The 23,441-nt window shown below is 72.4% G+C and carries 26 protein-coding genes; 12 read left to right on the top strand and 14 right to left on the bottom strand.

Features of this window, described 5'->3' with window-relative positions:
• Positions 1 to 156 precede the first annotated feature (156 nt).
• The 3 genes from AB0D01_RS03150 to AB0D01_RS03140 form a co-directional block, all read right to left on the bottom strand.
• Positions 157 to 1,074, bottom strand: coding sequence for a helix-turn-helix transcriptional regulator (locus AB0D01_RS03150; protein ID WP_363053241.1), 918 nt, complete (start codon positions 1,072 to 1,074; stop codon positions 157 to 159).
• A gap of 1 nt (position 1,075) precedes the next feature.
• Positions 1,076 to 1,999 carry a DUF4097 family beta strand repeat-containing protein gene (locus AB0D01_RS03145; protein ID WP_363053240.1) on the bottom strand — a complete coding sequence of 308 codons (924 nt, stop codon included), beginning with the start codon at positions 1,997 to 1,999 and terminating at the stop codon, positions 1,076 to 1,078.
• 214 nt (positions 2,000 to 2,213) lie between these two features.
• Complete coding sequence (locus AB0D01_RS03140) at positions 2,214 to 3,146, bottom strand: LysR family transcriptional regulator (protein ID WP_363053239.1); 933 nt, start codon at positions 3,144 to 3,146, stop codon at positions 2,214 to 2,216.
• 221 nt (positions 3,147 to 3,367) lie between these two features.
• Here AB0D01_RS03140 and snpA point away from each other — a divergent pair, with 221 nt between their 5' ends.
• A complete protein-coding gene (gene snpA / locus AB0D01_RS03135) occupies positions 3,368 to 4,030 on the top strand; it encodes a snapalysin (RefSeq protein ID WP_363053238.1) in 663 nt (220 codons plus the stop codon).
• A gap of 48 nt (positions 4,031 to 4,078) precedes the next feature.
• Here snpA and AB0D01_RS03130 read toward each other — a convergent pair whose 3' ends face one another.
• The 5 genes from AB0D01_RS03130 to AB0D01_RS03110 all read right to left on the bottom strand — a co-directional run bounded on the left by AB0D01_RS03130 (position 4,079) and on the right by AB0D01_RS03110 (position 8,296).
• Positions 4,079 to 4,306, bottom strand: coding sequence for a hypothetical protein (locus tag AB0D01_RS03130; protein ID WP_363053237.1), 228 nt, complete (start codon positions 4,304 to 4,306; stop codon positions 4,079 to 4,081).
• Between the two features lie 36 nt (positions 4,307 to 4,342).
• Positions 4,343 to 4,927 carry a dihydrofolate reductase family protein gene (locus AB0D01_RS03125; RefSeq protein ID WP_363053236.1) on the bottom strand — a complete coding sequence of 195 codons (585 nt, stop codon included), beginning with the start codon at positions 4,925 to 4,927 and terminating at the stop codon, positions 4,343 to 4,345.
• Positions 4,928 to 5,013: 86 nt separating this feature from the next.
• A complete protein-coding gene (locus tag AB0D01_RS03120; protein WP_363053235.1) occupies positions 5,014 to 5,607 on the bottom strand; it encodes a GNAT family N-acetyltransferase in 594 nt (197 codons plus the stop codon).
• A gap of 218 nt (positions 5,608 to 5,825) precedes the next feature.
• Entirely contained in the window at positions 5,826 to 6,899 is a 1,074-nt protein-coding gene (locus tag AB0D01_RS03115; RefSeq protein WP_363053234.1) for a family 2 encapsulin nanocompartment cargo protein polyprenyl transferase, read from the bottom strand.
• Positions 6,890 to 8,296, bottom strand: a complete 1,407-nt coding sequence (locus tag AB0D01_RS03110) for a family 2B encapsulin nanocompartment shell protein (protein ID WP_363053233.1) — start codon at positions 8,294 to 8,296, stop codon at positions 6,890 to 6,892. The genes AB0D01_RS03115 and AB0D01_RS03110 overlap by 10 nt, the downstream gene beginning before the upstream one ends.
• A gap of 224 nt (positions 8,297 to 8,520) precedes the next feature.
• Here AB0D01_RS03110 and AB0D01_RS03105 point away from each other — a divergent pair, with 224 nt between their 5' ends.
• The 3 genes from AB0D01_RS03105 (at position 8,521) to AB0D01_RS03095 (ending at position 11,028) form a co-directional block, all read left to right on the top strand.
• Entirely contained in the window at positions 8,521 to 8,991 is a 471-nt protein-coding gene (locus AB0D01_RS03105; protein WP_363053232.1) for an Rrf2 family transcriptional regulator, read from the top strand.
• 140 nt (positions 8,992 to 9,131) lie between these two features.
• On the top strand, positions 9,132 to 10,328 hold the full coding sequence (locus AB0D01_RS03100; RefSeq protein ID WP_363053231.1) for a globin domain-containing protein: 1,197 nt from the start codon (positions 9,132 to 9,134) through the stop codon (positions 10,326 to 10,328).
• A gap of 106 nt (positions 10,329 to 10,434) precedes the next feature.
• Positions 10,435 to 11,028 (top strand): N-acetylmuramoyl-L-alanine amidase, encoded by a 594-nt coding sequence (locus AB0D01_RS03095; protein WP_363053230.1) that lies wholly within the window; start codon positions 10,435 to 10,437, stop codon positions 11,026 to 11,028.
• A gap of 266 nt (positions 11,029 to 11,294) precedes the next feature.
• Here the strand turns inward: AB0D01_RS03095 and AB0D01_RS03090 are convergent, their stop codons facing one another.
• Complete coding sequence (locus AB0D01_RS03090) at positions 11,295 to 11,765, bottom strand: NUDIX domain-containing protein (RefSeq protein WP_363053229.1); 471 nt, start codon at positions 11,763 to 11,765, stop codon at positions 11,295 to 11,297.
• Positions 11,766 to 11,769: 4 nt separating this feature from the next.
• Entirely contained in the window at positions 11,770 to 12,510 is a 741-nt protein-coding gene (locus AB0D01_RS03085) for an XRE family transcriptional regulator (RefSeq protein WP_363053228.1), read from the bottom strand.
• Between the two features lie 309 nt (positions 12,511 to 12,819).
• Between AB0D01_RS03085 and AB0D01_RS03080 the strand changes: the two genes are divergently transcribed.
• Both AB0D01_RS03080 and AB0D01_RS03075 read left to right on the top strand, forming a co-directional pair.
• Positions 12,820 to 13,047: a hypothetical protein gene (locus AB0D01_RS03080; RefSeq protein WP_363053227.1), complete on the top strand. Its 228-nt coding sequence runs from the start codon at positions 12,820 to 12,822 to the stop codon at positions 13,045 to 13,047.
• A gap of 132 nt (positions 13,048 to 13,179) precedes the next feature.
• Positions 13,180 to 14,088: a pyridoxal-phosphate dependent enzyme gene (locus tag AB0D01_RS03075; RefSeq protein ID WP_363053226.1), complete on the top strand. Its 909-nt coding sequence runs from the start codon at positions 13,180 to 13,182 to the stop codon at positions 14,086 to 14,088.
• 6 nt (positions 14,089 to 14,094) lie between these two features.
• Here AB0D01_RS03075 and AB0D01_RS03070 read toward each other — a convergent pair whose 3' ends face one another.
• Complete coding sequence (locus AB0D01_RS03070; protein WP_363053225.1) at positions 14,095 to 15,678, bottom strand: Na+/H+ antiporter; 1,584 nt, start codon at positions 15,676 to 15,678, stop codon at positions 14,095 to 14,097.
• A gap of 43 nt (positions 15,679 to 15,721) precedes the next feature.
• On the opposite strand from AB0D01_RS03070, the gene AB0D01_RS03065 reads away from it, so the two are divergent.
• From AB0D01_RS03065 to AB0D01_RS03055, 3 genes are all read left to right on the top strand, one after another.
• Positions 15,722 to 15,982, top strand: coding sequence for a UBP-type zinc finger domain-containing protein (locus tag AB0D01_RS03065; protein ID WP_363053224.1), 261 nt, complete (start codon positions 15,722 to 15,724; stop codon positions 15,980 to 15,982).
• 216 nt (positions 15,983 to 16,198) lie between these two features.
• Positions 16,199 to 16,612 (top strand): anti-sigma regulatory factor, encoded by a 414-nt coding sequence (locus AB0D01_RS03060; protein ID WP_008741530.1) that lies wholly within the window; start codon positions 16,199 to 16,201, stop codon positions 16,610 to 16,612.
• Positions 16,613 to 16,623: 11 nt separating this feature from the next.
• Positions 16,624 to 17,613 (top strand): RNA polymerase sigma factor SigF, encoded by a 990-nt coding sequence (locus tag AB0D01_RS03055; RefSeq protein ID WP_363053427.1) that lies wholly within the window; start codon positions 16,624 to 16,626, stop codon positions 17,611 to 17,613.
• Between the two features lie 57 nt (positions 17,614 to 17,670).
• Here the strand turns inward: AB0D01_RS03055 and AB0D01_RS03050 are convergent, their stop codons facing one another.
• A complete protein-coding gene (locus AB0D01_RS03050) occupies positions 17,671 to 18,078 on the bottom strand; it encodes a hypothetical protein (RefSeq protein WP_363053426.1) in 408 nt (135 codons plus the stop codon).
• 161 nt (positions 18,079 to 18,239) lie between these two features.
• Here AB0D01_RS03050 and AB0D01_RS03045 point away from each other — a divergent pair, with 161 nt between their 5' ends.
• Both AB0D01_RS03045 and AB0D01_RS03040 read left to right on the top strand, forming a co-directional pair.
• A complete protein-coding gene (locus tag AB0D01_RS03045; RefSeq protein WP_363053223.1) occupies positions 18,240 to 19,205 on the top strand; it encodes a diacylglycerol kinase family protein in 966 nt (321 codons plus the stop codon).
• Between the two features lie 319 nt (positions 19,206 to 19,524).
• Positions 19,525 to 19,782, top strand: coding sequence for a WhiB family transcriptional regulator (locus tag AB0D01_RS03040; protein WP_004937597.1), 258 nt, complete (start codon positions 19,525 to 19,527; stop codon positions 19,780 to 19,782).
• 172 nt (positions 19,783 to 19,954) lie between these two features.
• Here AB0D01_RS03040 and AB0D01_RS03035 read toward each other — a convergent pair whose 3' ends face one another.
• On the bottom strand, positions 19,955 to 21,424 hold the full coding sequence (locus tag AB0D01_RS03035) for a PAS domain-containing sensor histidine kinase (RefSeq protein WP_363053425.1): 1,470 nt from the start codon (positions 21,422 to 21,424) through the stop codon (positions 19,955 to 19,957).
• A gap of 472 nt (positions 21,425 to 21,896) precedes the next feature.
• Positions 21,897 to 22,490: a TetR/AcrR family transcriptional regulator gene (locus AB0D01_RS03030; protein ID WP_363053222.1), complete on the bottom strand. Its 594-nt coding sequence runs from the start codon at positions 22,488 to 22,490 to the stop codon at positions 21,897 to 21,899.
• An 85-nt stretch (positions 22,491 to 22,575) separates the two neighbouring features.
• On the opposite strand from AB0D01_RS03030, the gene AB0D01_RS03025 reads away from it, so the two are divergent.
• Positions 22,576 to 23,337 (top strand): SDR family oxidoreductase, encoded by a 762-nt coding sequence (locus AB0D01_RS03025; protein WP_363053221.1) that lies wholly within the window; start codon positions 22,576 to 22,578, stop codon positions 23,335 to 23,337.
• Positions 23,338 to 23,441 lie beyond the last annotated feature (104 nt).

The raw sequence follows: 23,441 nt of genomic DNA, 5'->3' as shown, positions 1-23,441 counted from the left end.
GACCGGCGCGACACCCCAGGTCACGCCCGGCCGGCCCGGCCCACGCCTCGCCGAGCCGCCTCCGAACCGGGCCTGGCGGCCTGACGGGAACCCCGACACGGGCGCCCGCGGGCCCGCGCACCCGACGCCGGGGGGGGGGGGGACGGGCCGGTGGGCCTACGCTCCCGGGCGCAGGCCCGCCTCGATGCGGGCGGCGGCGGCCGCGAGGTGGGCGCGGGCCTCGGCCAGCTGGGCCGGGTTCACGCCGTGGTCGCGGGCCGCGTCACGGACGTCGTCGCGGAAGCGGTCCAGGAGCCGGTCCAGGTCCCGCGCAGGGTCGGCGGAGGGGGTGAGGTCCTCGGCCCAGCCCGCTCCGGCGGGTCCGGGGGCGCTCGCCGTCTCGGCGGCACCCGCCCCGGCGGGATCCGGCGCCGCGGGGCCGCTGCCGCCGCCCAGCCAGGCGCCGGCCAGGCTCCCCAGGACCCCGCTCGACTTCGAGAACTGCTCCTGGAGCTGGGCCGCGATCCGCTGGACCTCCTCGCGGGCCCGGTCCTGGGCCTCCTTCGCCTGCCGGCGGGCCGCCTGCGCCTCCTCGCGGGCCCGGCGGCTCTCGTCCTTCGCCCGGCGCGCCTGTTCCTTCCACTCCACGCGCGCCTTGCGCAGTTCCTCCTTGGCCGCCTTCCAGGAGTCGTCCTCGACGGGGGTGGCCGTCACCGAGGCGGCGGCGGCCCGCATCTCCCGGCGCAGATCCCCGGCGGCGCCCCGGACGTCGTCGCGGATCTCGGCGGCCAGTTCGGAGACCGAGTCGCGGATCTCCAGTTCCAGGTCGGCCAGTTCGCCGCCGCGGTCGGCCAGTTCGGCGCGGCCCGCCTCGGTGATGGAGTACACCTTCCGCCCGCCCTCGGTGGCGTGGGTGACCAGCCCCTCGGCCTCCAGCTTGGCCAGGCGCGGGTACACGGTGCCCGCGGAGGGCGCGTAGAGGCCCTGGAAGCGCTCCTCCAGCAGGCGGATCACCTCGTAGCCGTGGCGCGGCGCCTCGTCCAGCAGCTTGAGCAGGTAGAGGCGGAGGCGGCCGTGGGCGAAGACGGGCGGCATGTCAGAGCACCTTCTTGTCGAGCTGGAGCGGGGTGGCGGCGTCGGCGTCGGCTTGGGGCCGGCGCAGGAGGGCGATGGCTCCGGAGACGGTCGTGGCGCGCAGGGTGCCGGCGCCGGTGCCGAGGGTGCCCGTGATCCGCTTGGCGCCCAGCTGGCCGGAGACCCGCAGGTCCTCGAAGGCGTTGGAGACGCCGCCGGTGGCGGTGTTGGCCTCGACCTTGGCGTCGGCGGGGTGCGGGAGGCGGATCGCGACCTGTCCGGAGACGGAGTTGAGGAAGATGTCCACCGGCCGGGCCGCCCCCGGGTCGGGGGCGAGGTCGATGAGCATGTCGCCGCTGACCGAGTCGGCGCGTACGTTCCCGCCGGAGCCGTCCACCACGGTCAGGCCGCCGGAGACGGAGTGGAAGCCGAACTCGCCGGTGACGGACTGCGCCTCGACGCTGCCGGAGACGGTGTGCGCCTTGACCCGGCCGGACAGGGCCACGAGGGTCGCGTCGCCCGAGACGCCGTTGACGTCGGTGCCGCCGGAGATGCCGGAGACGAAGGTGGCGGCGCTGACGGCCGCGAGTTGGACGTGGGTGGCGGCGGGGACGGTGAGGGTGACGGTGACGCTGCGCTCCCACGCCTTGCGGCCGTCCTCGGAGGCGCCGGACCAGGCCTTCCACGGCTTGCTCTCGAACCACTTGCGCAGGCCCTGGGAGCCGTTCCAGGGCAGGTCCTCGTAGGAGAGGGTGAGGACGCCGCCCTCCTGGACCACGTGGAGGGGCGGGCCGTCTACCTCGGCGACCTCCAGGCGGGCCGGCCCGTCCTCGGCCGCGACGACGTTGACGACGCCGCCGACGATGCGGACGCGGAGGTCGGTGATCGGTTCCTCGAAGGTGAGCTTCTGCGGTGCCGCGACGGACCACGTCGTCTGCTCTGCCATGGTGCTGCTCCTCCTCGTGGGCTGACGCACGCAACATATCGCGTCTTATGAACAACACGATATATCGCGGTCGGGGGAAGTCAAGCAACCGGCCCGATGTCCGGGAACCTCCCCCCGTCGGCCGTACGCGTCCCGGCGCGGGCACGACGACGGCCCGGACCCCGGTCGGGGTCCGGGCCGGGTCGGGGGCTCGGGTCGGGCTCGGAAGGCGCTCTCAGGCCGCCAGCAGCGGACTCGCGTGGTGGTGGAGCCACGCCCGGTACGGCGGGGTGCCGAGGGCGGCCTCGCGGTAGGCGGCGCGGAGGTCCTGGTAGACCTCGGCGTGCGCCCCCGGACGGGTCGCCAGCAGCAACCGCACGGCGAGGGGGTCGCCCGACAGCGGCCGGATCGCCATGTCGTCGCGCGGGCCGGAGGTGGGCTGGCAGGGGGCGACGGCCTCGCCGGAGACGATCAGGGAGGTGGCCGTGTGGTAGTCGGCGTGCAGCACGGGCGGATCGAGCCCGGCGCCGGCGAAGACCCTGCGCAGGCCGTCCCACTCGCCGTCGACCGAGGGGTCCACCGTCCAGCGGTCCTCGGCCAGGTCCTCTAACGCCACCACGGGCGAGCGCGCGGCCGGGTGGTCGCGCGACATGGACACGAACTGCGGTTCGCGCTCCATCAACACCCGCATCTGGAGCCCCTCGGGCACCCGCAGCGGACTGCCCTCCACCTCGTGCACGAAGGCCACGTCCAACTGCCCGGACGCCACCATCCGCAGCAGGGCGTTCGCCGACACGTCGACCACCAGCGAGGTCTCCGTCTCCGGCTCCCTGCGGTGCAGCCGCCGCAGCCAGCCCGGCAGGGCGCGACTGGCCGTCGAACCGATCCGCAGCCTGGGGCCGTGCGCCGCCGCCCGCGCCTCGGCGACCAGCGCCGCCATGTCGGCGAGCAGCGGTCGCGCGCGGCCGAGCACCGCGCGCCCGAAGGGGGTCGGCCGACATCCGGTGCGTTCGCGCAGGAACAGCTCGCCGTCCAGGGCCCGTTCGATCCGCTGTAACTGCGTGGTCAACGAGGGCTGGCTGACACCGAGTTGCCGCGCCGCCTTGTGCAGGCTGCCGGCGTCGGCGATGGCGCACAGCGCGCGCAGGTGCCTCACCTCGAGCTCCATGCCCCGAGGGTAGGACGGGGCCGGTGGACCGCACCAGTCGCCTATAGCCCCCCGAATCCCGCCATTCTCACGCCAGTTGCCCGTGGTAAATCTCACCGAAAACTCCCCGATAGGTGTGTGCTATCGGGCGCTGACATCATCCCCGCGCGCCGTCGGCTCCCGCAGACTCCGGTACCGAACCACCACCCCCCACCGCACCGGACGAGTAGGAGCACCCCCACATGCGCCCCTTCCGTATGCCCATGACGGCCGCCACCGTCGGACTGGGCCTCGCCGCCGCCCTCGTCGGCTTCGCCCCGACGGCCACCGCCACGACGGCCGCCCCGGCCGAACTCGCCGCCGGGTACGCGGCGTACGAGAGCTCCCAGGAGAACCAGGCCGCCAACCGCGCCTTCTTCGACGCCGTGCAGCGCTCGGTCGCCGAGCAGCGGGCCGCGAACCCCGGCGCCGCCGTGGTCACCGTCACCTACAACACCCGCAGCGCGCCCAGCTTCCGCACCCAGATAGCCAACTCCACCCGCATCTGGAACAGCTCGGTCACCAACGTGAAGCTCCAGGAGGTGTCCTCCGGCGGGAGCTTCTCCTACCGCGAGGGCAACGACTCGCGCGGCTCGTACGCGAGCACGGACGGCCACGGTCGCGGCTACATCTTCCTCGACTACCGCCAGAACCAGCAGTACAACTCCACCCGCGTGACCTCGCACGAGACGGGCCACGTGCTGGGCCTGCCGGACCACTACTCGGGTCCGTGCAGCGAGCTGATGTCGGGCGGCGGGCCGGGCACCTCCTGCACGAACGCCACCCCGAACAGCGCCGAGCGCTCGCGCGTCAACCAGCTGTGGGCCAACGGCTTCGCCGCCTCGGGCCTGGGCTCGAAGGGCTAGTCGACGGGTTCGTCGCGGCGGCCGGCCGGGGTCGGCCGCCGCGGCGCGTCAGGCGCCCTCGCCGGAGGGCACCCGGCCCACCCCCTCGGGGGCGAGGTAGCGGTGGCATTCCGGGTTGTGACAGGGACCCGCGTGCCAGTCCGGTACGAAGATCCCGAGCGACTTGCGTCGACTGACGACCGTATCCACGGCACGCCCGCAGGCCGGACACGTGTATCTCTCGTGTCCGGCCCGCGGTGCGACCGTCTCCCGCACGTGCTGCTGTTCACCGGCCATACCTCCACGGTAGGCCGGTTTCGCGCGTGTGGCGGGTCAGCGCTTCACGGCGTAGGAGGTGACGATCTGGCCGCCGCCGAGGACGGTGCAGCCGGTCAGCTCCAGGGGCCGGACGCCGAAGCCGGCGCGGGACATGGGCATGCCGGTGCCGACGACGAGCGGGTAGGTCTTGACGATGTACTCGTCGATCTCGTCGACCAGCTGACCGGCGAGGTCCGCGCCGCCGCAGAGCCAGATGTCGAGCCCGTCTCTGCCCTTCAGCTCGCGCACCGCCGCCACCACGTCGCCGCTGATCAGCCGCACGGCCGGGTCCGGGGACTCGGTGAGGGAGCGCGAGACGACGTACTGCTCGCGCAGGTGGCCGTAGGGGCTGGTCATGCCCGCCTTGAGGCCGGGCTCGTAGGTCCCGCGGCCCATCACCACCGTGTCGAAGCGGCGGGGCGGGAGCCCGTCCATCCCGAGCTGCGCGCGTCCGGCGCCGGAGACGGTCTCGGGGTACTCGGCCCTGAGGTGCTCGATGAACTCCGCGTCCACGTAGGGGTAGATGAAGTCCGCGTCGCCGTCCGGGGCACCGATGAACCCGTCGACCGTCGTCGCGATGAAGTACGTGAGCCTGCGCAAGCGATTCTCTTCCGTTCGACCGTGCCACCGCTCCGGTGCACGCCAGTCAAAGTACTTCACCTGAAGTACTTCACCAAGGGCTTTTATCAGCCGCGCGGTTTGCGCCACATGGGCCACATGAGCGGCCCCTCCGGCAGCCGCACCGCCTCGCCCGTGAACGCGAAGCCGAGCCGCTCGTACAACCGCCGGCTGCGCTCGCTGCTCGCCTCCAGGTACGCCGGGACGCCGTCGCGGTCGCAGCGCTCCAGCACCGGACGCATCAGCTCCGTCCCCAGCCCCTCCCCCTGACGGCCCGGCTCGACGGCGATCATCAGCAGGTACTCGTGCTCCTCGGCCGTCGGGTGCACCGCCCCGGTGAGCCGGCCGACGAGCTCGCAGCGTTCGTTGTCCGGATCGGCCACGGCGCGCATCTTCGCGGGGATCTCGTCCTCGCCCTCCGGCTCGCCGGCGGGGATCCGCAGCCACAGCGCCGCCGCGGAGCCGTCCGCCGCCCGGTCGATCCGCCCCTCCGCGAGGGCCACGTCCACGAACACCCCGAGGAAGCGGCCGTGCACGGCGGCGCGGTGCTCCGGGTCGGGGAAGACCCAGCCGCTCACGGGGTCGTCCCGGAAGGCCTCGTCCAGCAGCCGCGCGACCTCGTCGCGCTCCGACCGGTCCGCCTGACGTATCTCCAGCACCACGGGTCACACCCTCCACTCGGACGTCAACAACCGGGTGTGATCCTAGAGTTGACGCACCGACGCGGAAAGGCCCGTTCCGGCGCCCTCACGCTGCCGGAACGAGCCTGCCGCGAACGACGCCGCCGAGGACGGTCGGCGGCGCCGCGCGATCGGGGGCGCACGGCCGTCGCGGGGCGACCGTCGCCCGGTGTCACCGGGCGGCCGTCACCTCGCGGCCGTCACCGGGTGCGGCGGGTGACGAACTCCGCCAGCGCCAGCAGCCCGTCGGCCGCCGCGAGGTCGGGTACGGCCCGCGACAGCTCCTGCACCGCCCGGCCCATCCGGTCGGCCGCGTGGGCCTGGGCCCAGTCGCGCCCGCCGGCGCGCTCCACCGCGCGGGCCGCGCGGGTGACGTCGTCCCCGCTCATCGGGCCCGCGTAGAGCGCGGCCAGTTCCTCACCCGCCCCGGTGCCCGAGGTGAGGGCGGCCACGACGGGCAGGGACTTCTTGCGGGCCAGCAGATCGGCCCCGGCGGGCTTGCCGGTGTGGACCGGGTCGCCCCAGATGCCGATCAGGTCGTCGATCAGCTGGAAGGCGATGCCCGCCTCGCGGCCGAAGGCGTCCATCGCGTCGGCCTCCTCGGCCCCGGCCCCCGCGTACAGCGCGCCCACCGCGCAGGAGCAGCCGAGCAGCGCCCCCGTCTTGGCCGTGGCCATGGTCAGGCACTCGTCGAGCGAGACGTCCGGACGCACCTCGAAGGCGCAGTCCGCCTGCTGCCCCGCGCACAGTTCGACGATGCAGGCCGCGAGCCGGGCGGAGGCCCGGGCCGAGGCCGGGTGCGGATCCTCGGCGAGCAGCCGCAGGGCGAGGGCCATCATGGCGTCGCCGGTGATGATCGCGTCGGCGGTGCCGAAGACGGTCCAGGCCGTGGGTCGGCCGCGGCGGCGGACGTCCTTGTCGACGACGTCGTCGTGGAGCAGCGTGAAGTTGTGCGCCAGTTCCACGGCCACCGCGCCCCGCACCGCCGCGGCCTCGACGGCCTCCTCGGCGGTCCCGGAAGCGGCGGGGCGCAGCGCCCGGGCCGAGGCCAGGACGAGCGCCGGCCGGATGGCCTTGCCCGCGCCCTCCTGGGCCGGACCGCCGTCCTCCCGTTCCCAGCCGAAGTGGTACATCGCCACCCGTCGCATGCCGCCGGGCAGGCTCTCGACGGCCCGGCGCAGTTCCGGGTCGACCGCTCCCCTGGTCCGCTCCAGCAGGACCGACGCCTCCTGCCCCTCGCCCCGGGCGAGGGTGTGCGCGCTCATCAGCGCCATCGTCCGATCTCGACGTTCTCCAGGACGCCGAGCGCGTCCGGCACCAGGACGGCGGCGGAGAAGTAGGCGGTGACCAGGTAGGAGATGATCGCCTGCTCGCTGATGCCCATGAACCGCACGGACACGCTCGGCTCGATCTCGTCCGGGATGCCGGGCTGGTGCAGGCCGATCACGCCCTGTTCGGACTCGCCGGTGCGCATGCACAGGATGGAGGTCGTACGGGCGTCGCTGATCGGGATCTTGTTGCTCGGGAAGATCGGGACCCCGCGCCAGGCCGGCACCCGGGTCCCGGCGACGTCGATCGTCTCGGGGTAGAGGCCGCGCTTGTTGCACTCGCGGCCGAAGGCGGCGATGGCCTTGGGGTGCGCGAGGAACAGGTTGGAGTCGCGGCGCATGGACAGCAGCGCGTCGAAGTCGTCCGGGGTGGGGGCGCCGTCGTGGGGCTGGATCCGCTGGTCGTAGTCGGCGTTGTGGAGGAGCCCGAAGCCGCGGTTGTTGAGCATCTCGTGCTCCTGGCGCTCGCGCAGCGCCTCGACCGTGAGCCGCAACTGCTGCTCGGTCTGGTTCATGGGGTGGTTGTAGAGGTCGGCGACGCGGGTGTGGACGCGCAGGACCGTTTGTGCAATGGAGAGTTCGTACTCGCGCGGACGGGCTTCGTAGTCGACGAAGGTGCCCGGGAGGACGGCCTCGCCCTCGTGGCCGGCGGAGAGGTCGATCGCCGCCTCGCCGTAGGGGTTGGTGCGCCGGTCGGGGGTGGCCCGGGCGCTGTCCACGTGGGCGCGCAGGGAGTCGACGCGGTCGGCGAGGAGCCGGAAGTCCTGGCGGGTGAGGACCAGGGCGGTGCCGGCGGTGGCGGCGCGGGCCGTGTACTCCCAGATCGCCTCCTCCTCGGCGAGGGAGTCCTCGCCGAAGAAGGCGCCGTCGGCGACGGTGCGCAGGACCGCGTCGTCGCCGTAGGGGCCGGGGCCGATCTGTTCGACGCGGCCGTGGGCGAGGAGGAAGACCTGGTCGGAGGGGCTGCCGAAGGAGGTGAGCTCCTGGCCGGCCTCGAAGTCGAGCTGGCGGCAGCGGGCGGCGAGTTCGGTGAGGACCTCCTCGTCCTCGTAGCCGCGCAGCAGGGGCAGTTCGCCGAGTTCGGCGGGGATGACCTGGACCTGGGTGCCGGTCTTGACGAACTCGACGATCCCGTTGCCGACGGTGTGCGTCAGTCGGCGGTTGACCCGGTAGGTGCCGCCCTGCACCGAGACCCACGGGAGCGTCTTCAGGAGCCACCGGGAGGTGATCTCCTGCATCTGCGGCACGGACTTGGTCGTGGTTGCCAAGTTCCGCGCTGCCGAGGTACCGAGACTGCGCTGCGGTGTCTGGGCTTCGGACTCGGAACCCGCCTGGACCGACATGTCTTTCCCTTTCGATCACTCCATGGACTGCGGACGGAACGCTGCCGGCCCGTGACGTGGCGTGGCCATTACACAAAAGGGTGGGACTACTCCGTACGGGTGTGGGCATCCTGCTTGGCCCGACTTCTTCGCCCGGCGGCCCCTCCACCCCATCGGTTCCGGCCGGCGCGAACCCCGTCGACGCTTAACTTGTATCTGCGATGCAAGTTTTCTACGCTGAGGCCATGCGGCTGACCCGATTCACCGACCTGGCGCTGCGCGTCCTGATGCGCCTGGCCGTCGAGGAGACGGACCTCCCGACGACGCGCGACGTCGCGGCGAGCATGGAGGTCCCGTACACCCACACGGCCAAGGTGGTCGCCAGGCTGCAACATCTCGGCCTGGTCGAGGCGCGCCGCGGGCGGGGCGGCGGTCTCGCCCTCACCCCCGCGGGGCGCGCGGCCTCGGTGGGCGGGGTGGTGCGCGAGCTGGAGGGCGCGGGGGACGTCGTGGACTGCGACGGCGCCGTCCCGTGCCCGCTGCGCGGGGCGTGCGTCCTGCGCGGGGCGCTGCGGCGCGCACAGGAGGCCTTCTACGCGGCACTGGACCCGTTGACGGTGAACGAGCTGGTGGCGGCCCCGACGGGGCCCGTACTCCTCGCCCTCTCGGGCGCAGGCGCCCCGCGGGTCGATCCCGGGGACCGGATGGCCGAATAGGTTCGCCCACGGCGACCCCGCCGGCCCTTTCCGAGCGGAACGCGAGGGCACCCGAACAGATTTACGCCCTGCCACGGCACCTCCGCACGCCCTTGAATATGAATCTGTCATACCAATTAGACGAGGAACGAGGAGCACCCATGCTTTCGGAGAAGTCGGCCGCGACCGTACGCGCCAGCCTGCCCGCCGTCGGGGCGGCCATCGGCGACATCACCGAGCTGTTCTACGAGAAGCTGTTCGCGGCCCACCCGGAGCTGCTCCGGGACCTGTTCAACCGGGGCAACCAGAACGCCGGGCTCCAGAAGCAGGCCCTCGCCGGCTCCATAGCCGCCTTCGCGGGCCGGCTCCTGGAGCACCCGGACACCCGGCCCGACGTGATGCTCGGGCGGATCGCCCACAAACACGCCTCCCTGGGCGTGACCCGCGAGCAGTACCCGGTCGTCCACACCCACCTCTTCGCCGCCATCGTCGAGATCCTCGGCGAGGCCGTCACCCCCGAGGTCGCCGAGGCCTGGGACGAGGTCTACTGGCTGATGGCGAACGCCCTCATCGCCATCGAGGAGCGCCTCTACGCCGAACAGCGCGTCCTCGCGGGCGACGTGTGGCGGCAGTGGACCGTCACCGCCCGGATCGAGGAGACGCCGGACGTCGCCACCTTCCACCTCGCCCCGGCCGACGGGGGCGACCTCCCGCGCGCCCTGCCCGGCCAGTACGTCTCCGTGCAGGTCGAGCTCCCCGACGGGGCCCGCCAGATCCGCCAGTACAGCCTCTCCTCCTCCCCCGGCGCCCCGCTCCGCGCCGTCACCGTCAAGCGGGTCCACGGCCCGGCGGCCGGCGGCCCCGACGGCGAGGTCTCCAACCACCTGCACGCCGCCGTGCGCCCCGGCGACACCCTGCGCGTCTCGGCCCCGTACGGGGACCTGACGCTCCGGGAGTCGACCGCGCCGGTGCTGCTCGCCTCGGCCGGCATCGGCTGCACCCCGATGCTCTCGATGCTGGAGCACCTCACCGAGACCGGACACGCCTCCCCGGTCACCGTCGTGCACGGCGACCGCACGCCCGGCGAGCACGCCCTGCGCGCCGACCACCGCGCCCTGACCCACAAGCTCCCCGACGCGAGCGCCCACTTCTGGTACGAGGCCGGGGCCGAGCCGGGCGACCTCGCCGGGCGGGTGGACCTGACGGACGTCGCGGTCGCCCCCGGCACCCACGCCTACCTGTGCGGCCCCCTCCCCTTCATGCGCGCGGTGCGCGCGCAGCTCCTGGACAAGGGGGTGGCGGCGGCGGACATCCACTACGAGGTGTTCGGACCCGACCTGTGGCTGGCTTCCGCCTGACGGCCGGCCGAAACCCGCCCTAGGCGCGGAACACCTCCCTCCGCTACACCGGAACGTAACGGTACGCACACATACGGTGTCCGTCCCGTGTCGTGAAGGAGGGCCCGTGTCCGCACCCATGTCCGCGACCCGGTTCATCAACGCCCTGCGCGGCGCCGACCTCACCGTCGTCGAGGTCGGCGCCTGGCGCACCCGCAACCGCAACCACAAGGGCCCCTGGGGCCCCGTACACGGGGTGATGGTCCACCACACCGTCACCCGCGGCGCCGCCTACACCGTGGCCCTGTGCCGCGACGGCTCCAGCGCCCTGCCCGGACCCCTGTGCCACGGGGTCATCACCAAGGACGGCCGGATCCACCTCGTCGGCTACGGCCGCACCAACCACGCGGGCGCCGGCGACTCCGACGTCCTGGCCGCCGTCATCGCCGAGAAGCGCCTCCCCCCGGACAACCAGGCGAACGTCGACGGCAACCGCCACTTCTACGGCTTCGAGTGCGAGAACCTCGGCAACGGCGAGGACCCCTGGCCCGCCGTCCAGCTCGACGCCATCGCCCGCGCGGCGGCGGCCGTCTGCCGCGTCCACGGCTGGACCGCCCGCTCGGTGATCGGCCACCGCGAATGGCAACCCGGCAAGATCGACCCGGTGGGCTTCACCATGGACTCGATGCGCGAGCGCGTCGCGGAGATCCTGAAGCCCTGACCCGCCGGCCCGCCCGCCCCACCGGACAACGGGTCCGTGCCCCACCCCGAACTGTCCCCGCGCCCCGCGTCACCGCTCGTCGAGATCCCCGACGAGCGGTTCGCCGCGCCTGGCGATCCCGGCCCCAGCACGACAGACACGCTCCGGGTGCACGCCCGTTTTTGAGCGCCTACCTGTGGTCTGGCCGGCGACAACGTGTGACCCAGGGCCCGAGAACGACCGTGGGAAGGCCCCCCCAACGCCCTGTTGGGGTCTGCCGGAACCCGCTACCCAAGGTATGGGGCGGGGCGGCTCTCCAAGAAGTGCTGCACTCGCAGGCGTTGGGTGTGGTGCATGGGCAGGGCCCCCAGCTCAGCCGGCTCCACGAAGCGGAGTTCCGTGCTCTCGTCCGAGATCGCCGGCGTGCCCCCGGTGATGCGGGCCGTGAAGCAGACGTTGAACTGGCGGCGGACCTCGCCGTCGCTGTACTCGATGATGTGCTTCGGGTCCGTGTAGGTGCCGACCAGCCCCGTGATCTCCACGTCGAGGCCCGTCTCCTCCTTGACCTCTCGGACGGCCGTTCCGGGGAGGGAGTCCGTGAGGTCCATCCCACCGCCGGGGAGAGCCCACAGATCGTTGTCGCGGCGCCGTTGCAGCAGGATGCGGCCCTGGTCGTCCGTGACGACGGCTGAGGCTGCCACGACCATGCTGTTGGGCGCGGGAGCGTGGGGATCGTCGTAGTACTCGGTCCGGGCCATCGGGTCACTCCTCCACGGGACGGGCCGTCTCCCACACCGCGTTGAAGCTGTCGGCGTAGGTGTCGAACATGCCCCCGGCTTCGTGACGGCGAAGGTGCCACACGGGCGCACCGTACGCGTTCACACCCCAGACGTGGGCATTGACCAGGACTTCGCCGTCCGCCCGGTACAGGCTGTTGTAGAGGGTCGTGCTGTGCGTTCGCAGCTCGATGCCGGGAACGTCGGCCAACGGTCGGTAGTGCATGAGGGCGAGACGGCAGCGGGATTCGATGCCGTGCCCGAACCTCTCTTCCTGTCCACGCTGCCGGACGTTCTCGCTGTCCGCGTCACCGATGGCGATCCGGACCGTGCAGCCGTCCGCCGCGCGCTCCCGAAGAAGGTCGTTCAGGCGCGGATACGCCTCGTGCAGGAACACCGCTGCGTAGACCAGCACATCGATCCGCTCGCGAGCTGTCGTCAGCAGGTCCACGAACACGGAGACGGGAAGGTCCGCTCGCTGGTCGTACAGCGCCACCAGTTCGGGGCTGACGGCCCGCGCGGCACGTGCCTGTCTCAGCGCCGGCCACAGTGCGTGGACGTCCTCGCCCAGTGTCTCGGCAGCCAACAGCGCCGTTGCCCGCCGTGGGGTGCGCCCGAGGTTGACCCAGCGTTCGACACTCTTCGGATCGACGCCCGTGGCGCTTGCCAACGATGCATGAGTCCAGCCGCCGGATGCCATCAGGGCCCTTAACCGCTCGTTCTGCATAGGGACGTTCTGCATGCCGCAGGACGTCCCGAAGTGGGAAACGTACGAGGTTCCCCCGTCCTGATCATCACGGCGACGATCCCGGTACCAGCGAGGTACGAAGGGATCCGGAATGGTGCGGGGACTGTGGCAGCAGGTCGAACAACGTGATCCGTTTCCGGTGCCTGATCCCGATCCGGCCGACCCGACGTGCGACGTCTGCGCTGCCCTGGTCGTACAGCGCACCGAGTGCTACCGGCTTCGGGACCGGTCGGGGGTCGTGGACTGCAACGTCGAGATCCGCCGGCACCCCCACACGGAGGTGAGCCGATGACGCGCGCCGTGCTGCGCTACATCCCCCACACCATCCGGCACGTCCCGGAAGGCGGGGTGACCTACGAGGCGTTCTGTGTCACCGAGAGCTGTGGAGCCGAGTCCGGCGCCCACGACGAACAGGCGGACGCGCAGGACTGGGCGCTCCGGCACGCCGGGCGGACGGGGCACGACCTGTTCAGGCGGGTGTTCACGGATCACGCGCGCGTCACTCGCGAGACGTAGACCCCGGCCCGCTGGGCGACGGCGAGCAAGACAGTCCAGCGCGCCGGCTTCGGCCCCGCCCACACGACCCGAATCGTGTGGGCGGGGCTCTGACGTGCGACGGCGAGGACGGGAGCGTCCCACAATGAACGGGTGAACCGCCCCGCGAACCTTGACGTGCTCTTGCAGCCGCGCCCGCCGTCCCCGTTGCAGGAGATCCATGACGAGCGGTTCGAGCGGCACGGCGTCCGCCTGCTGCTGAAGCGGGACGACCTCGTCCATCCCGAGCTGCCCGGGAACAAGTGGCGCAAGCTCGCCCCCAATCTGCGGGCCGCGCTGGAGGCGGGCCACGACGGGCTCGTCACCTTCGGCGGCGCCTACTCCAACCACCTGCGGGCCACCGCCGCCGCCGGGCGGCTGCTCGGACTGCGCACCACCGGCGTCGTCCGCGGGCACGAGCTGGCCGACCGGCCGCTCAACGACTCCCTCGCCCGCTGCGCCGCGGACGGCATGCGGCTGCGCTTCGTGACCCGGACGGAGTACCGCCACAAGGCCGAACCGGCGACCCTGGCCCGCCTGCTGGAGGCCGCCGACGCGGTCGGGGCGTACGTGATCCCCGAGGGCGGCAGCAACGCCCTCGCCCTGGGCGGCTGCGCGGAGCTCGGCCGCGAGCTGCGGGACGCGGGCGACGTCGTCGCGGTGGCCTGCGGCACGGGCGGGACCCTGGCCGGACTCGCGGCGGGCCTCGCCCCCGGGCAGCGGGCTCTCGGCGTACCCGTGTTGGCGGGCGGCTTCCTGGAGGCGGAGATACGTTCCCTCCAGAGCCGGGCCTTCGGCGGCCCGGCCGGCGACTGGAGCCTGGCCGAGGGCTTCGACCACGGCGGCTACGCCCGCGTCCCCCGACCGCTGGAGGAGTTCGCCGCCGACTTCGAGTCCCGCCACGGCCTCCCCGTCGAGCGGATCTACGTGGCCAAGCTGCTGTGGGCCCTGACCGCCCTCACCTCCTCCGGCGCCTTCCCCCGCGGCACCACCCTGGTCGCCGTCGTCACGGGCCGCCCGTAGGGCCGGTCACGGCGACTCCTCCCGGTACGCCGCCGCCTCCTCCAGGTCCAGTCGGCGCAACAGGGCCCGCAGCATCTCGTCGTCGATGTGCCGCTGGTCGCGCAGGGTGACGAAGACCTCCCGCTCGGCGCCGATCATCTCCCGCGCCAACCGCCGGTACACGTCGTCCGCCGACTCCCCCGTGACCGGGTTGACCTCCCCCAGCCGCTCCCACACCGCGTTGCGCCGCCGCTCCAGCACCGAGCGCAGCCGGTCCACCAACGGCGGCGGGAGCGTGCTGTTCGCCGGGTCCTCCAGCAGTTCCGCGAGCCGTTCCTCCGCCGCCCGCGAGGCCCGGCTCTGCGCCTGGGCCTCCGCCAGGGTCTCGGCCCGCGCGTCCCGCGCCGGCAGCCTGAGCGCCCGGATCAGCGGCGGCAGGGTCAGCCCCTGCACCACGAGCGTGCCGATGACGGTCGTGAAGGTGAGGAAGAGGATCAGGTTGCGGTGCGGCACGCCGATCGGCACCGAGAAGGCGATGGCCAGCGAGACCACCCCGCGCATCCCCGCCCAGCCCACGACGACCGGGGCCTTCCAGTCGGTGTCGGGCTCCCGCTCACGGATCCGCCGCGACACCCACCGGGGCACGAACGTCGCCGGGAACACCCACAGATACCGCGCCGCCACCACCGCGAGGAACACCACGACCGCGTACCAGGCCGCCGCGATCCCCTCGTACGCGCCGAGCCCCTTCAGCACCACCGGCAGCTGGAGCCCGATCAGCGCGAACACCACCGACTCCAGGACGAAGGCGACGACCCGCCACACCGCCTCCTCCTGGAGCCGGGTGGCGAAGTCGACCTGCCAGTTGCGGTGCCCCAGGTACAGCGCGACCACCACCACCGCCAGCACCCCGGACGCGTGGACCCGCTCCGCCACCGCGTACGCCACGAACGGGATCAGCAGCGAGAGCGTGTTCTGCAGCAGCGGCTCCTTCAGCCGTTTGCGCAGCTGGTGGATCGGCACCATCAGCAGCAGGCCCACCCCGACGCCGCCCACGGACGCGAGCAGGAACTCCGCGAGCCCGCCGGCCCACCCCGCGCCCACCCCGACCGCCGCCGCCAGCGCCACCTTGTAGGCGGTGATGGCGGTGGCGTCGTTGACGAGCGACTCCCCCTGGAGGATGGTCGTCACCCGGTTCGGCAGCCCCAACCGGCGGGCGATGGCCGTCGCCGCGACCGCGTCCGGCGGGGCCACCACCGCCCCCAGCACCAGCGCCACCGGCAGCGACAGGCCCGGCACCAGCAGGTACGCCACGTACCCGACGGCCAGCGTCGCGAACAGCACGTAGCCCACCGACAGCAGCGCGATCGGCCGCGCGTTGGCCCGCAGGTCCAGGTACGAGCTGTCCACCGCGGCCGTGTGCAGCAGCGGCGGGAGCAGCAGGGGGAGCACGATGTGCGGGTCGAGGGCGTACTGCGGCACGCCCGGCAGGTACGCGGCGATCAGACCGGCCGCGACCAGCAACAGCGGCGCCGGAACCGGCGTGCGGCGGGCGAACCCGGCCACGGCCGCGCTCCCCGCCACGAGCGCCACCAGCGGCAATACCTCCATCGGTGATCATCCCCATCCGTCGGCCGGTCGTACGCTGGCCATCATGAGCGAGTGCACCCACGTTGCAGAACTGCCGCGCCCCGAGCCCGTCCCGCATGGGCCGACGTGCCCGGAATGTGAGGCCATCGGAAGTCATCCGGTGCAACTGCGGATGTGCCTGGGGTGCGGGTACGTGGCCTGCTGCGACTCCTCCCCCCACCGGCACGCCACCGCACACCACCACGAGACCGGGCATCCGGTGATGCGGAGCTTCGAGCCGGGAGAGACCTGGCGCTGGTGTTTTGTCGACGGTTCGATCGTCTGAACCGGGGGTAGGTCAACCCTCCGCCGGTTCCCCCGAATTGGGCCCGCAGACCCCTAGCCACTGTGCGTACCCGTGGGCTTACCATCAGTCACCGGACGGAGGCACGGCCGGCCTGGGGTGCCCTGAATCGGGCGTCATGAGGGGTGCCGCGACACGATCACCCGGATCGCGATAGCGTCACCGGCGAACAGAGCTCGTACCACCTTGGAGGTGAGGGTGTCCCAGATCGCAGGCGAGCCCGGGACCCAGGACTTCGTGGAAGTCCGGCTGCCGGCTGCGGGTGCCTACCTGTCTGTGCTGCGAACGGCCACGGCCGGTCTCGCGGCGCGTTTGGACTTCACCCTCGACGAGATCGAGGACCTCCGCATCGCGGTGGACGAGGCCTGCGCGATCCTGCTCCAGCAGGCCGTGCCCGGCTCCGTCCTCAGCTGCGTCTTCCGTCTCGTGGACGACTCGCTGGAGGTGACCGTCTCCGCGCCGACCACGGACGGACGGGCCCCCGAGCGGGACACGTTCGCGTGGACGGTCCTGTCGGCACTGGCCGGCAAGGTCGAGGCCACGGTCGAGGAGAACCGGACAGTGAGCATCAGCCTCTACAAACAGCGCGGCGCGGGGCCAGGCCCGGCGTGAGCGGCGGGGAGATCCCGGTGCGGGGCGGGGATCGGCCCCGGGTACGACACGAGGTCGACGGCGGCATCCCGGAGCAGCTGCACGCCCGGCCGCACCCGGCCGGCGCGGATGCGGAAGACGGCTTTTTGGACTCGGCGGAGCGACGGGCGGGCCCTATGAGCGAGAACGAGCAGGACCACACACAGCCACCGGAGGCCGCTGCCACGGCCCCGGCGGTGCCGGCGGGGCCCGTGGCCCTGCCGGATCCGCGGGACCGCAGCGGTGCGCGGGCCCTGTTCTTCGAGCTGCGCGAGCTGCCCGAGGGGTCGGCGGAACGGGCGGAGCTGCGCAACCGGCTGGTCCGGATGCACCTGCCGCTGGTCGAGCACCTGGCGCGGCGCTTCCGCAACCGCGGCGAGCCGTTGGACGACCTGACCCAGGTCGCCACCATCGGCCTGATCAAGTCCGTGGACCGGTTCGACCCGGACCGCGGGGTGGAGTTCTCGACGTACGCCACGCCCACCGTGGTCGGCGAGATCAAGCGGCACTTCCGCGACAAGGGCTGGGCGGTACGGGTCCCCCGCCGCCTCCAGGAGCTGCGGCTCTCCCTGACCACGGCCACGGCGGAGCTGTCGCAGCAGCACGGTCGTTCGCCGACGGTCCACGAGCTGGCGGAACGCCTGGGGATCTCCGAAGAGGAGGTGCTGGAGGGGCTGGAATCGGCCAACGCCTACAGCACGCTCTCCCTGGACGTGCCCGACACCGACGACGAGTCGCCGGCGGTCGCGGACACGCTGGGCTCGGAGGACGAGGCGCTGGAGGGCGTCGAGTACCGCGAGTCCCTCAAGCCGCTGCTGGAGGGACTGCCGCCGCGGGAGAAGCGGATCCTGCTGCTGCGCTTCTTCGGCAACATGACCCAGTCGCAGATCGCGCAGGAGGTCGGCATCTCCCAGATGCACGTCTCCCGGCTGCTGGCCCGCACGCTGGCCCAGCTCCGCGAGAAGCTCCTCGTGGAGGAGTAGGGGAACAGGAGGGTCCGGCCGGACGGCCGGGCCGCCCGGTCCGCGGGTCGCCGGGCGCTACGGCGCCCGGTCGCCGGCGGGGCCGATGCCGAGGGCCTCGGTCGCCGTCGGGTTCACGAGCAGGGCGACCACCGCCACCGCGGCCAGGGCCAGGGCCACCGCGGCGGCGATCATCGCGCCACCGGTGGTCCACAGGGTCCAGGCCACCGGGAGCGCCATCAGCTGGGTGATCAACGCCGGGCCGCGGCTCCAGCGGCGGCCCAGGCGCAGCCCGTACGCCGCGACCAGCGGGAGCGCGGCGAGCCCGAGCAGGGTCAGGCCACCGGTCTCGGCCTGCTGCGGGGAGTCGGGGTCCCCCGCGATGCCGACGAACAGCATGTAGACGCCGAGGCCCGCCAGGGCCAGGCCCTCCAGGGCGGTGAGCACGGCCGCGACGGCCAGTCGGCGCGGCGGCGCAGGCGGCACCGCGGGTACGACGACGGGCGCGGCGGCGGGCGCGGCGGGGGCGGTCGGCTTCTTGCGGGGCTGCTTCTTGCTCACCCCAGCAGGGTAGCCGCGCCCCCTCCACCGTCGGAGGGGACCGGCCGGTAGGGGACGCATATGCGGGGGTGGGTAGTCTGGCGGTCATGCGTGCACTCCTCGTGGCCAACCCAGCAGCGACGACCACCAGTGCGCGCACGCGCGACGTCCTCACCCACGCCCTGGCCAGCGAGATGAAGCTGGAGGCGGTGACCACCGAGTACCGGGGGCACGCCCGTGACCTGGGGCGGAAGGCGGCGCACGAGGGGGTGGACCTCGTGGTGGCGCTCGGCGGCGACGGCACCGTGAACGAGGTCGTGAACGGACTGCTGCACGACGGGCCCGATCCGGAGCGGCTGCCGGGACTGGCGGTGGTCCCGGGCGGTTCGACGAACGTGTTCGCCCGCGCGCTCGGGCTGCCGAACGACGCGGTGGAGGCGACCGGCGCCCTGCTGGACGCGCTGCGCGAGCGGCGCGAGCGGACGGTGGGCCTGGGCCTGGCGGCGGGGATCCCGGGGACGGAGGACGAGTCGGCGCCGGCGCGCTGGTTCACCTTCTGCGCGGGCTTCGGCTTCGACGCCGGCGTGGTGGGGCGCGTGGAGCAGCAGCGCGAACGCGGCAAGCGTTCGACGCACGCCCTGTACGTGCGGCAGCTCATGCGGCAGTTCTGGGAGGAGCCGAACCGTCGGCACGGCACGATCACCCTGGAGCGGCCCGGCGCGGATCCGGTCACGGACCTGGTGCTGTCGATAGTCTGCAACACCTCGCCCTGGACGTTTCTCGGCAATCGTCCGCTCTACGCCTCTCCGGAGGCGTCGTTCGATACCGCGCTTGACGTATTGGCCCTCGACCGTTTGTCAACTTCGGCCGTCGCCCGCTACGCCACGCAGCTCCTGACCTCGACTCCTGAGCGCGGTCCGCGAGGCAAGCACGCGGTGTCCCTGCACGATCTGACCGACTTCACCTTGCATTCGAAGGTTCCCCTCCCGTTCCAGATGGACGGGGACCACCTCGGGCTGCGTACCAGCGTTCGGTTCACAGGCGTACGCCGTGCACTGCGTGTGATTGTGTGAGTGGAAGGGCCAAAAGTCCTTCTACTCGAACGTTTACACGCCGGTCCACCCCCAGGAACTAGGGCTGTGACCTAGTAGACACCGACGAATCCAAAAAAACTTTCCGGAAGGGGTTGTATCCCCGTCCGAGGTTTGCGAATCTCTACATGGCGATCGGGACAGCCCGCAGCACCCGGCACCCACACAGAACGCCAGAACCCCTCCACGCATCTCGGACCGCACCAGGCAACTGGGCGTCGGCCCTTCCCTCACGGGGGGATTCGTGAAAGCGTTCACATTCACAAGCAACCTGCCCGCAATACAAGGAGATGGAGCAGCCATGGACTGGCGTCACAACGCCGTTTGCCGCGAGGAAGACCCGGAACTCTTCTTCCCCATCGGCAACACCGGTCCTGCGCTGCTGCAGATCGAGGAAGCCAAGGCCGTCTGCCGCCGTTGCCCCGTCATGGAGCAGTGCCTGCAGTGGGCGCTCGAGTCCGGCCAGGACTCCGGCGTCTGGGGCGGTCTCAGCGAGGACGAGCGCCGCGCCATGAAGCGCCGCGCCGCTCGCAATCGGGCGCGTAACGCCACCGCCTGACATCGACTTTCGAGCCTCGAGCCGCAGCGCGTAGAACCCGTACAAGCGCTCAGCAACGTGCTCTTGAGCCCCGGACCGATCACCATTCGGTCCGGGGCTCAGTGCTGTCCGGGGTCGATCCGGGGATGTCCGCCGTACGGGGCCCGTCACCCTGGGTGACGGGCCCGTGGGGTCACTTCTGCGGGCTGGCCGGTACGTCGAGGACCACCCGGGTGCCGCGCGGCTCGGCGCCGACCATGTCGAAGGTGCCGCCGAGCTCGCCCTCCACGAGGGTCCGGACGATCTGGAGGCCCAGGTTGCCGGCCCGCTGCGGGTCGAACCCCTCGGGCAGACCGCACCCGTCGTCCACCACCGTGATCAGCAGCCGGGCGTCGGCGCGGCCGGTGCCGGAGCGGACGGCGGACACCTCGACCCGGCCGCCCTCCCCCTGGGTGAAGGCGTGTTCCAGCGCGTTCTGGAGGATCTCGGTCAGCACCATCGACAGCGGAGTGGCGACCTCCGCGTCCAGGATCCCGAACCGGCCGGTACGCCGGCACTCCACCTTGCCGGGCGAGATCTCGGAGACCATCGCGATCACGCGGTCGGCGATCTCGTCGAACTCCACCCGCTCGTCGAGGTTCTGAGAGAGCGTCTCGTGCACGATCGCGATCGATCCGACGCGGCGCACCGCCTCGTTCAGCGCCTCGCGGGCCTGCGGCGAATCCATCCGTCGCCCCTGGAGCCGCAAGAGCGCGGCCACCGTCTGGAGGTTGTTCTTCACCCGGTGGTGGATCTCCCGGATGGTCGCGTCCTTGGTGATCAGTTCGCGTTCGCGACGGCGCAGTTCGGTGACGTCGCGGCACAGGACGAGGGAGCCGATCCGGGTGCCCTTGGGCTTGAGCGGGATGGCGCGCAGCTGGATCACGCCGCCGTTGCCCTCCACCTCGGTCTCCCGGGGGGCCCAACCGCTGGCGAGCTTCACGATCGCCTCGTCCACCGGGCCGCGGGTCGGGGCGAGTTCGGCGGTGGTGGTGCCCAGGTGCTGGCCGACGAGGTCGGCCGCGAGGCCCAGGCGGTGGTAGGCGGAGAGCGCGTTCGGGGACGCGTACGTCACCACGCCCTCGGCGTCGAGCCGCATGAGGCCGTCGCCGGCGCGCGGGGAGGCGTCCATGTCGACCTGCTGCCCGGGGAACGGGAAGGAGCCCGCGGCGATCATCTGGGCGAGGTCGGAAGCGGACTGGAGGTAGGTCAGCTCCAGTCGGCTCGGTGTACGCACAGTGAGCAGATTGGTGTTGCGCGCGATCACGCCGAGGACGCGGCCCTCGCGGCGGACGGGGATCGACTCGACGCGGACCGGCACCTCCTCGCGCCACTCCGGGTCGCCCTCGCGCACGATGCGGCCCTCGTCGAGGGCGGCGTCGAGCAGCGGGCGGCGGCCGCGCGGCACCAGGTGGCCGACCATGTCGTCCTGGTAGGAGGTGGGGCCGGTGTTGGGGCGCATCTGCGCGACCGACACGTACCGGGTGCCGTCGAGGGTGGGGACCCAGAGCACGAGGTCGGCGAAGGACAGGTCGGAGAGCAGCTGCCACTCCGAGACCAGCAGATGGAGCCACTCCAGGTCGGTTTCACTGAGAGCGGTGTGCTGGCGTACGAGGTCGTTCATGGAGGGCACGTTGCGAGCGTACCCCGGGTACGGGGATGACTTTTCCCACGGCGAATACTCAGGAGTATCCAGGAAGGGCACAGTCCGCGTACTGTTGGAGGAAGTGACGGGTCGGTAGTGCCCGCCATTGGATGGACAGAACAGATTGGTCTAGTCCACAATTACGTCAAGCTTCCGCCCTCCCCGCACAGGAGGACGGATCGAGGTAACCGCGCGCTCTGCCCTGACCGCGCAGGCACCTCCCACCGACCACCGGGAACCGCACACCCGATGGTCGTTAGTACTCCGGGCTACGGTGCCGGATGGGTTGAGGGTCCCGTCCTGCACCGTGGCCCAGAGGAATTTACGGGCCCGAATCGCCCATTTCCCGCACGGCGCCACCCCCGTGGAATTCCCGCGGGTCGCCCCTCCGAATTCCGGACGATCTTCCCGGCGCCCCGCCGCCCCGGCCCTCGCCCGCGCGCCGCCCGCCCTACCGCGGCCAGGCCAGCAGCGCCAGCTCCGCGACGGCCTCCAGCTCCCGCCGGCTCGCGCCGTCGCGGGACTGCTGGGACATCCCCTGGAGCACCGCGCCGGCGTACCGGGCGAGGGCCCGCGCGTCGGTGTCGGCGGGCAGGGCGCCCGTGGCGACGTCCGCGCGGACGCGGCTCTCGAACAGCTCCAGGTTGGCGTTGCGCCGCTCGCGCAGGGCCTCGGCCACCTCCTCGGAGGTGGTGTTGACCGCCGCGCTGATGACCATGCAGCCCGGCGGGTGGGCGGGGTCGGTGTAGATCTCGGCCGCCTCGCGCAGGATCCGGCCCACGGCCGCGCGGGCGGTGGGCTCCTCGGCGAGCGCCACGGCCGCGAAGTCGCCGTAGCGGCCTCCGTAGACCACCACGACCTCGTCGAAGAGCTTGCGCTTGTCGCCGAAGGCGGCGTAGAGGCTGGGGGCGCCGATGCCCAGGGCGCGGGTCAGGTCGGCGATGGACGTCGCCTCGTAGCCGTGCTCCCAGAAGGCGAGCATCGCCTTGTCGAGGGCGGCGTCGCGGTCGAAGGAGCGGGGCCTGCCGCGCTGTCCGGTCACCATGGAACAGATTCTATAGCGGCCACTAGGTAATCTGGTACGGTCCTTTCTGTAGCGACCGCTAGCGATTTCTGGAGGGGGGCGCGTCATGGGCGTGCTCAAGGGGAAGACGGCACTGGTCACGGGCGGCAGCCGCGGCATCGGACGGGCCGTCGCGAGGCGACTGGCACGGGACGGGGCCCTGGTGGCGGTGCACTACGGACACGACGCGGCGGCCGCGCGGGAGACCGTCGAGGGGATCGAGGCGGCCGGGGGCCGGGCCTTCGCCCTGAAGGCGGAACTCGGGGTGCCCGGGGACGCGCGGGCGCTGTGGGCGGCGTACGAGGCCCATCCTGAGCACACGGAGGGCGTGGACATCCTGGTGAACAACGCCGGGGCCGCGACCTTCGCGGGCATCGCGGAGACGGACGAGGAGGCCTACGAACGGGTCCAGGCACTCAATGCCCGGGCGCCCTTCTTCGTGATCCGCCAGGGGCTGGACCGGCTGCGCGACGGGGGCCGGATCGTCAACGTGACCGGCACCCCCGACATCGCCCTGCCGGCGATCCTGGCCACCGTGATGGCGAAGGGCGCGGTCAACGCGCTGACGGTGTCCCTGGCCGCCGCGCTCGCGCCGCGCGGGATCACGGTGAACTCGGTGGGGCCCGGCATCACGGAGACCGACCTGAACGCGGCCTGGCTGGCCGATCCGCGGGCCCGCGCCCACGCCGCCTCGCGGTCCGTCTTCGACCGCGTCGGCACCGCCGAGGAGGTCGCGGACGTCGTGGCCTTCCTGGCCTCGCCGGACTCCCGGTGGATGACCGGGCAGCACCTCGCGGCCACGGGCGGACTCCAGCTCGCCCTGCTCTGACCGCCCCGCCCGAGCGGGCGCGGGAGGAGGGCTACAGGGGCGCCGGAGGCTGGTGGCGGCGGGGGTGGTTCGGGACCACGATGGAAGGGGCGCGGAGCCGCCAC

The organism is Streptomyces sp. NPDC048606, from assembly GCF_040650855.1.
In the GTDB taxonomy this organism is placed as follows: domain Bacteria; phylum Actinomycetota; class Actinomycetes; order Streptomycetales; family Streptomycetaceae; genus Streptomyces.
Note: the sequence above shows the minus strand (reverse complement) of the source record. Positions and strands in the feature narration are given on the sequence as shown.

Coding starts and splice junctions, on each gene's coding strand:
- AB0D01_RS03145 (WP_363053240.1), bottom strand. CDS start 1,999: ATGGCAGAGCAGACGACGTGGTCCGTCGCGGCACCGCAGAAGCTCACC.
- snpA (WP_363053238.1), top strand. CDS start 3,368: ATGCGCCCCTTCCGTATGCCCATGACGGCCGCCACCGTCGGACTGGGC.
- AB0D01_RS03085 (WP_363053228.1), bottom strand. CDS start 12,510: ATGCAGAACGAGCGGTTAAGGGCCCTGATGGCATCCGGCGGCTGGACT.
- AB0D01_RS03040 (WP_004937597.1), top strand. CDS start 19,525: ATGGACTGGCGTCACAACGCCGTTTGCCGCGAGGAAGACCCGGAACTC.
- AB0D01_RS03090 (WP_363053229.1), bottom strand. CDS start 11,765: ATGGCCCGGACCGAGTACTACGACGATCCCCACGCTCCCGCGCCCAAC.
- AB0D01_RS03025 (WP_363053221.1), top strand. CDS start 22,576: ATGGGCGTGCTCAAGGGGAAGACGGCACTGGTCACGGGCGGCAGCCGC.
- AB0D01_RS03110 (WP_363053233.1), bottom strand. CDS start 8,296: ATGTCGGTCCAGGCGGGTTCCGAGTCCGAAGCCCAGACACCGCAGCGC.
- AB0D01_RS03045 (WP_363053223.1), top strand. CDS start 18,240: ATGCGTGCACTCCTCGTGGCCAACCCAGCAGCGACGACCACCAGTGCG.
- AB0D01_RS03065 (WP_363053224.1), top strand. CDS start 15,722: ATGAGCGAGTGCACCCACGTTGCAGAACTGCCGCGCCCCGAGCCCGTC.
- AB0D01_RS03115 (WP_363053234.1), bottom strand. CDS start 6,899: ATGGCGCTGATGAGCGCGCACACCCTCGCCCGGGGCGAGGGGCAGGAG.
- AB0D01_RS03080 (WP_363053227.1), top strand. CDS start 12,820: ATGACGCGCGCCGTGCTGCGCTACATCCCCCACACCATCCGGCACGTC.
- AB0D01_RS03105 (WP_363053232.1), top strand. CDS start 8,521: ATGCGGCTGACCCGATTCACCGACCTGGCGCTGCGCGTCCTGATGCGC.
- AB0D01_RS03030 (WP_363053222.1), bottom strand. CDS start 22,490: ATGGTGACCGGACAGCGCGGCAGGCCCCGCTCCTTCGACCGCGACGCC.
- AB0D01_RS03100 (WP_363053231.1), top strand. CDS start 9,132: ATGCTTTCGGAGAAGTCGGCCGCGACCGTACGCGCCAGCCTGCCCGCC.
- AB0D01_RS03140 (WP_363053239.1), bottom strand. CDS start 3,146: ATGGAGCTCGAGGTGAGGCACCTGCGCGCGCTGTGCGCCATCGCCGAC.
- AB0D01_RS03070 (WP_363053225.1), bottom strand. CDS start 15,678: ATGGAGGTATTGCCGCTGGTGGCGCTCGTGGCGGGGAGCGCGGCCGTG.
- AB0D01_RS03130 (WP_363053237.1), bottom strand. CDS start 4,306: ATGGCCGGTGAACAGCAGCACGTGCGGGAGACGGTCGCACCGCGGGCC.
- AB0D01_RS03035 (WP_363053425.1), bottom strand. CDS start 21,424: ATGAACGACCTCGTACGCCAGCACACCGCTCTCAGTGAAACCGACCTG.
- AB0D01_RS03150 (WP_363053241.1), bottom strand. CDS start 1,074: ATGCCGCCCGTCTTCGCCCACGGCCGCCTCCGCCTCTACCTGCTCAAG.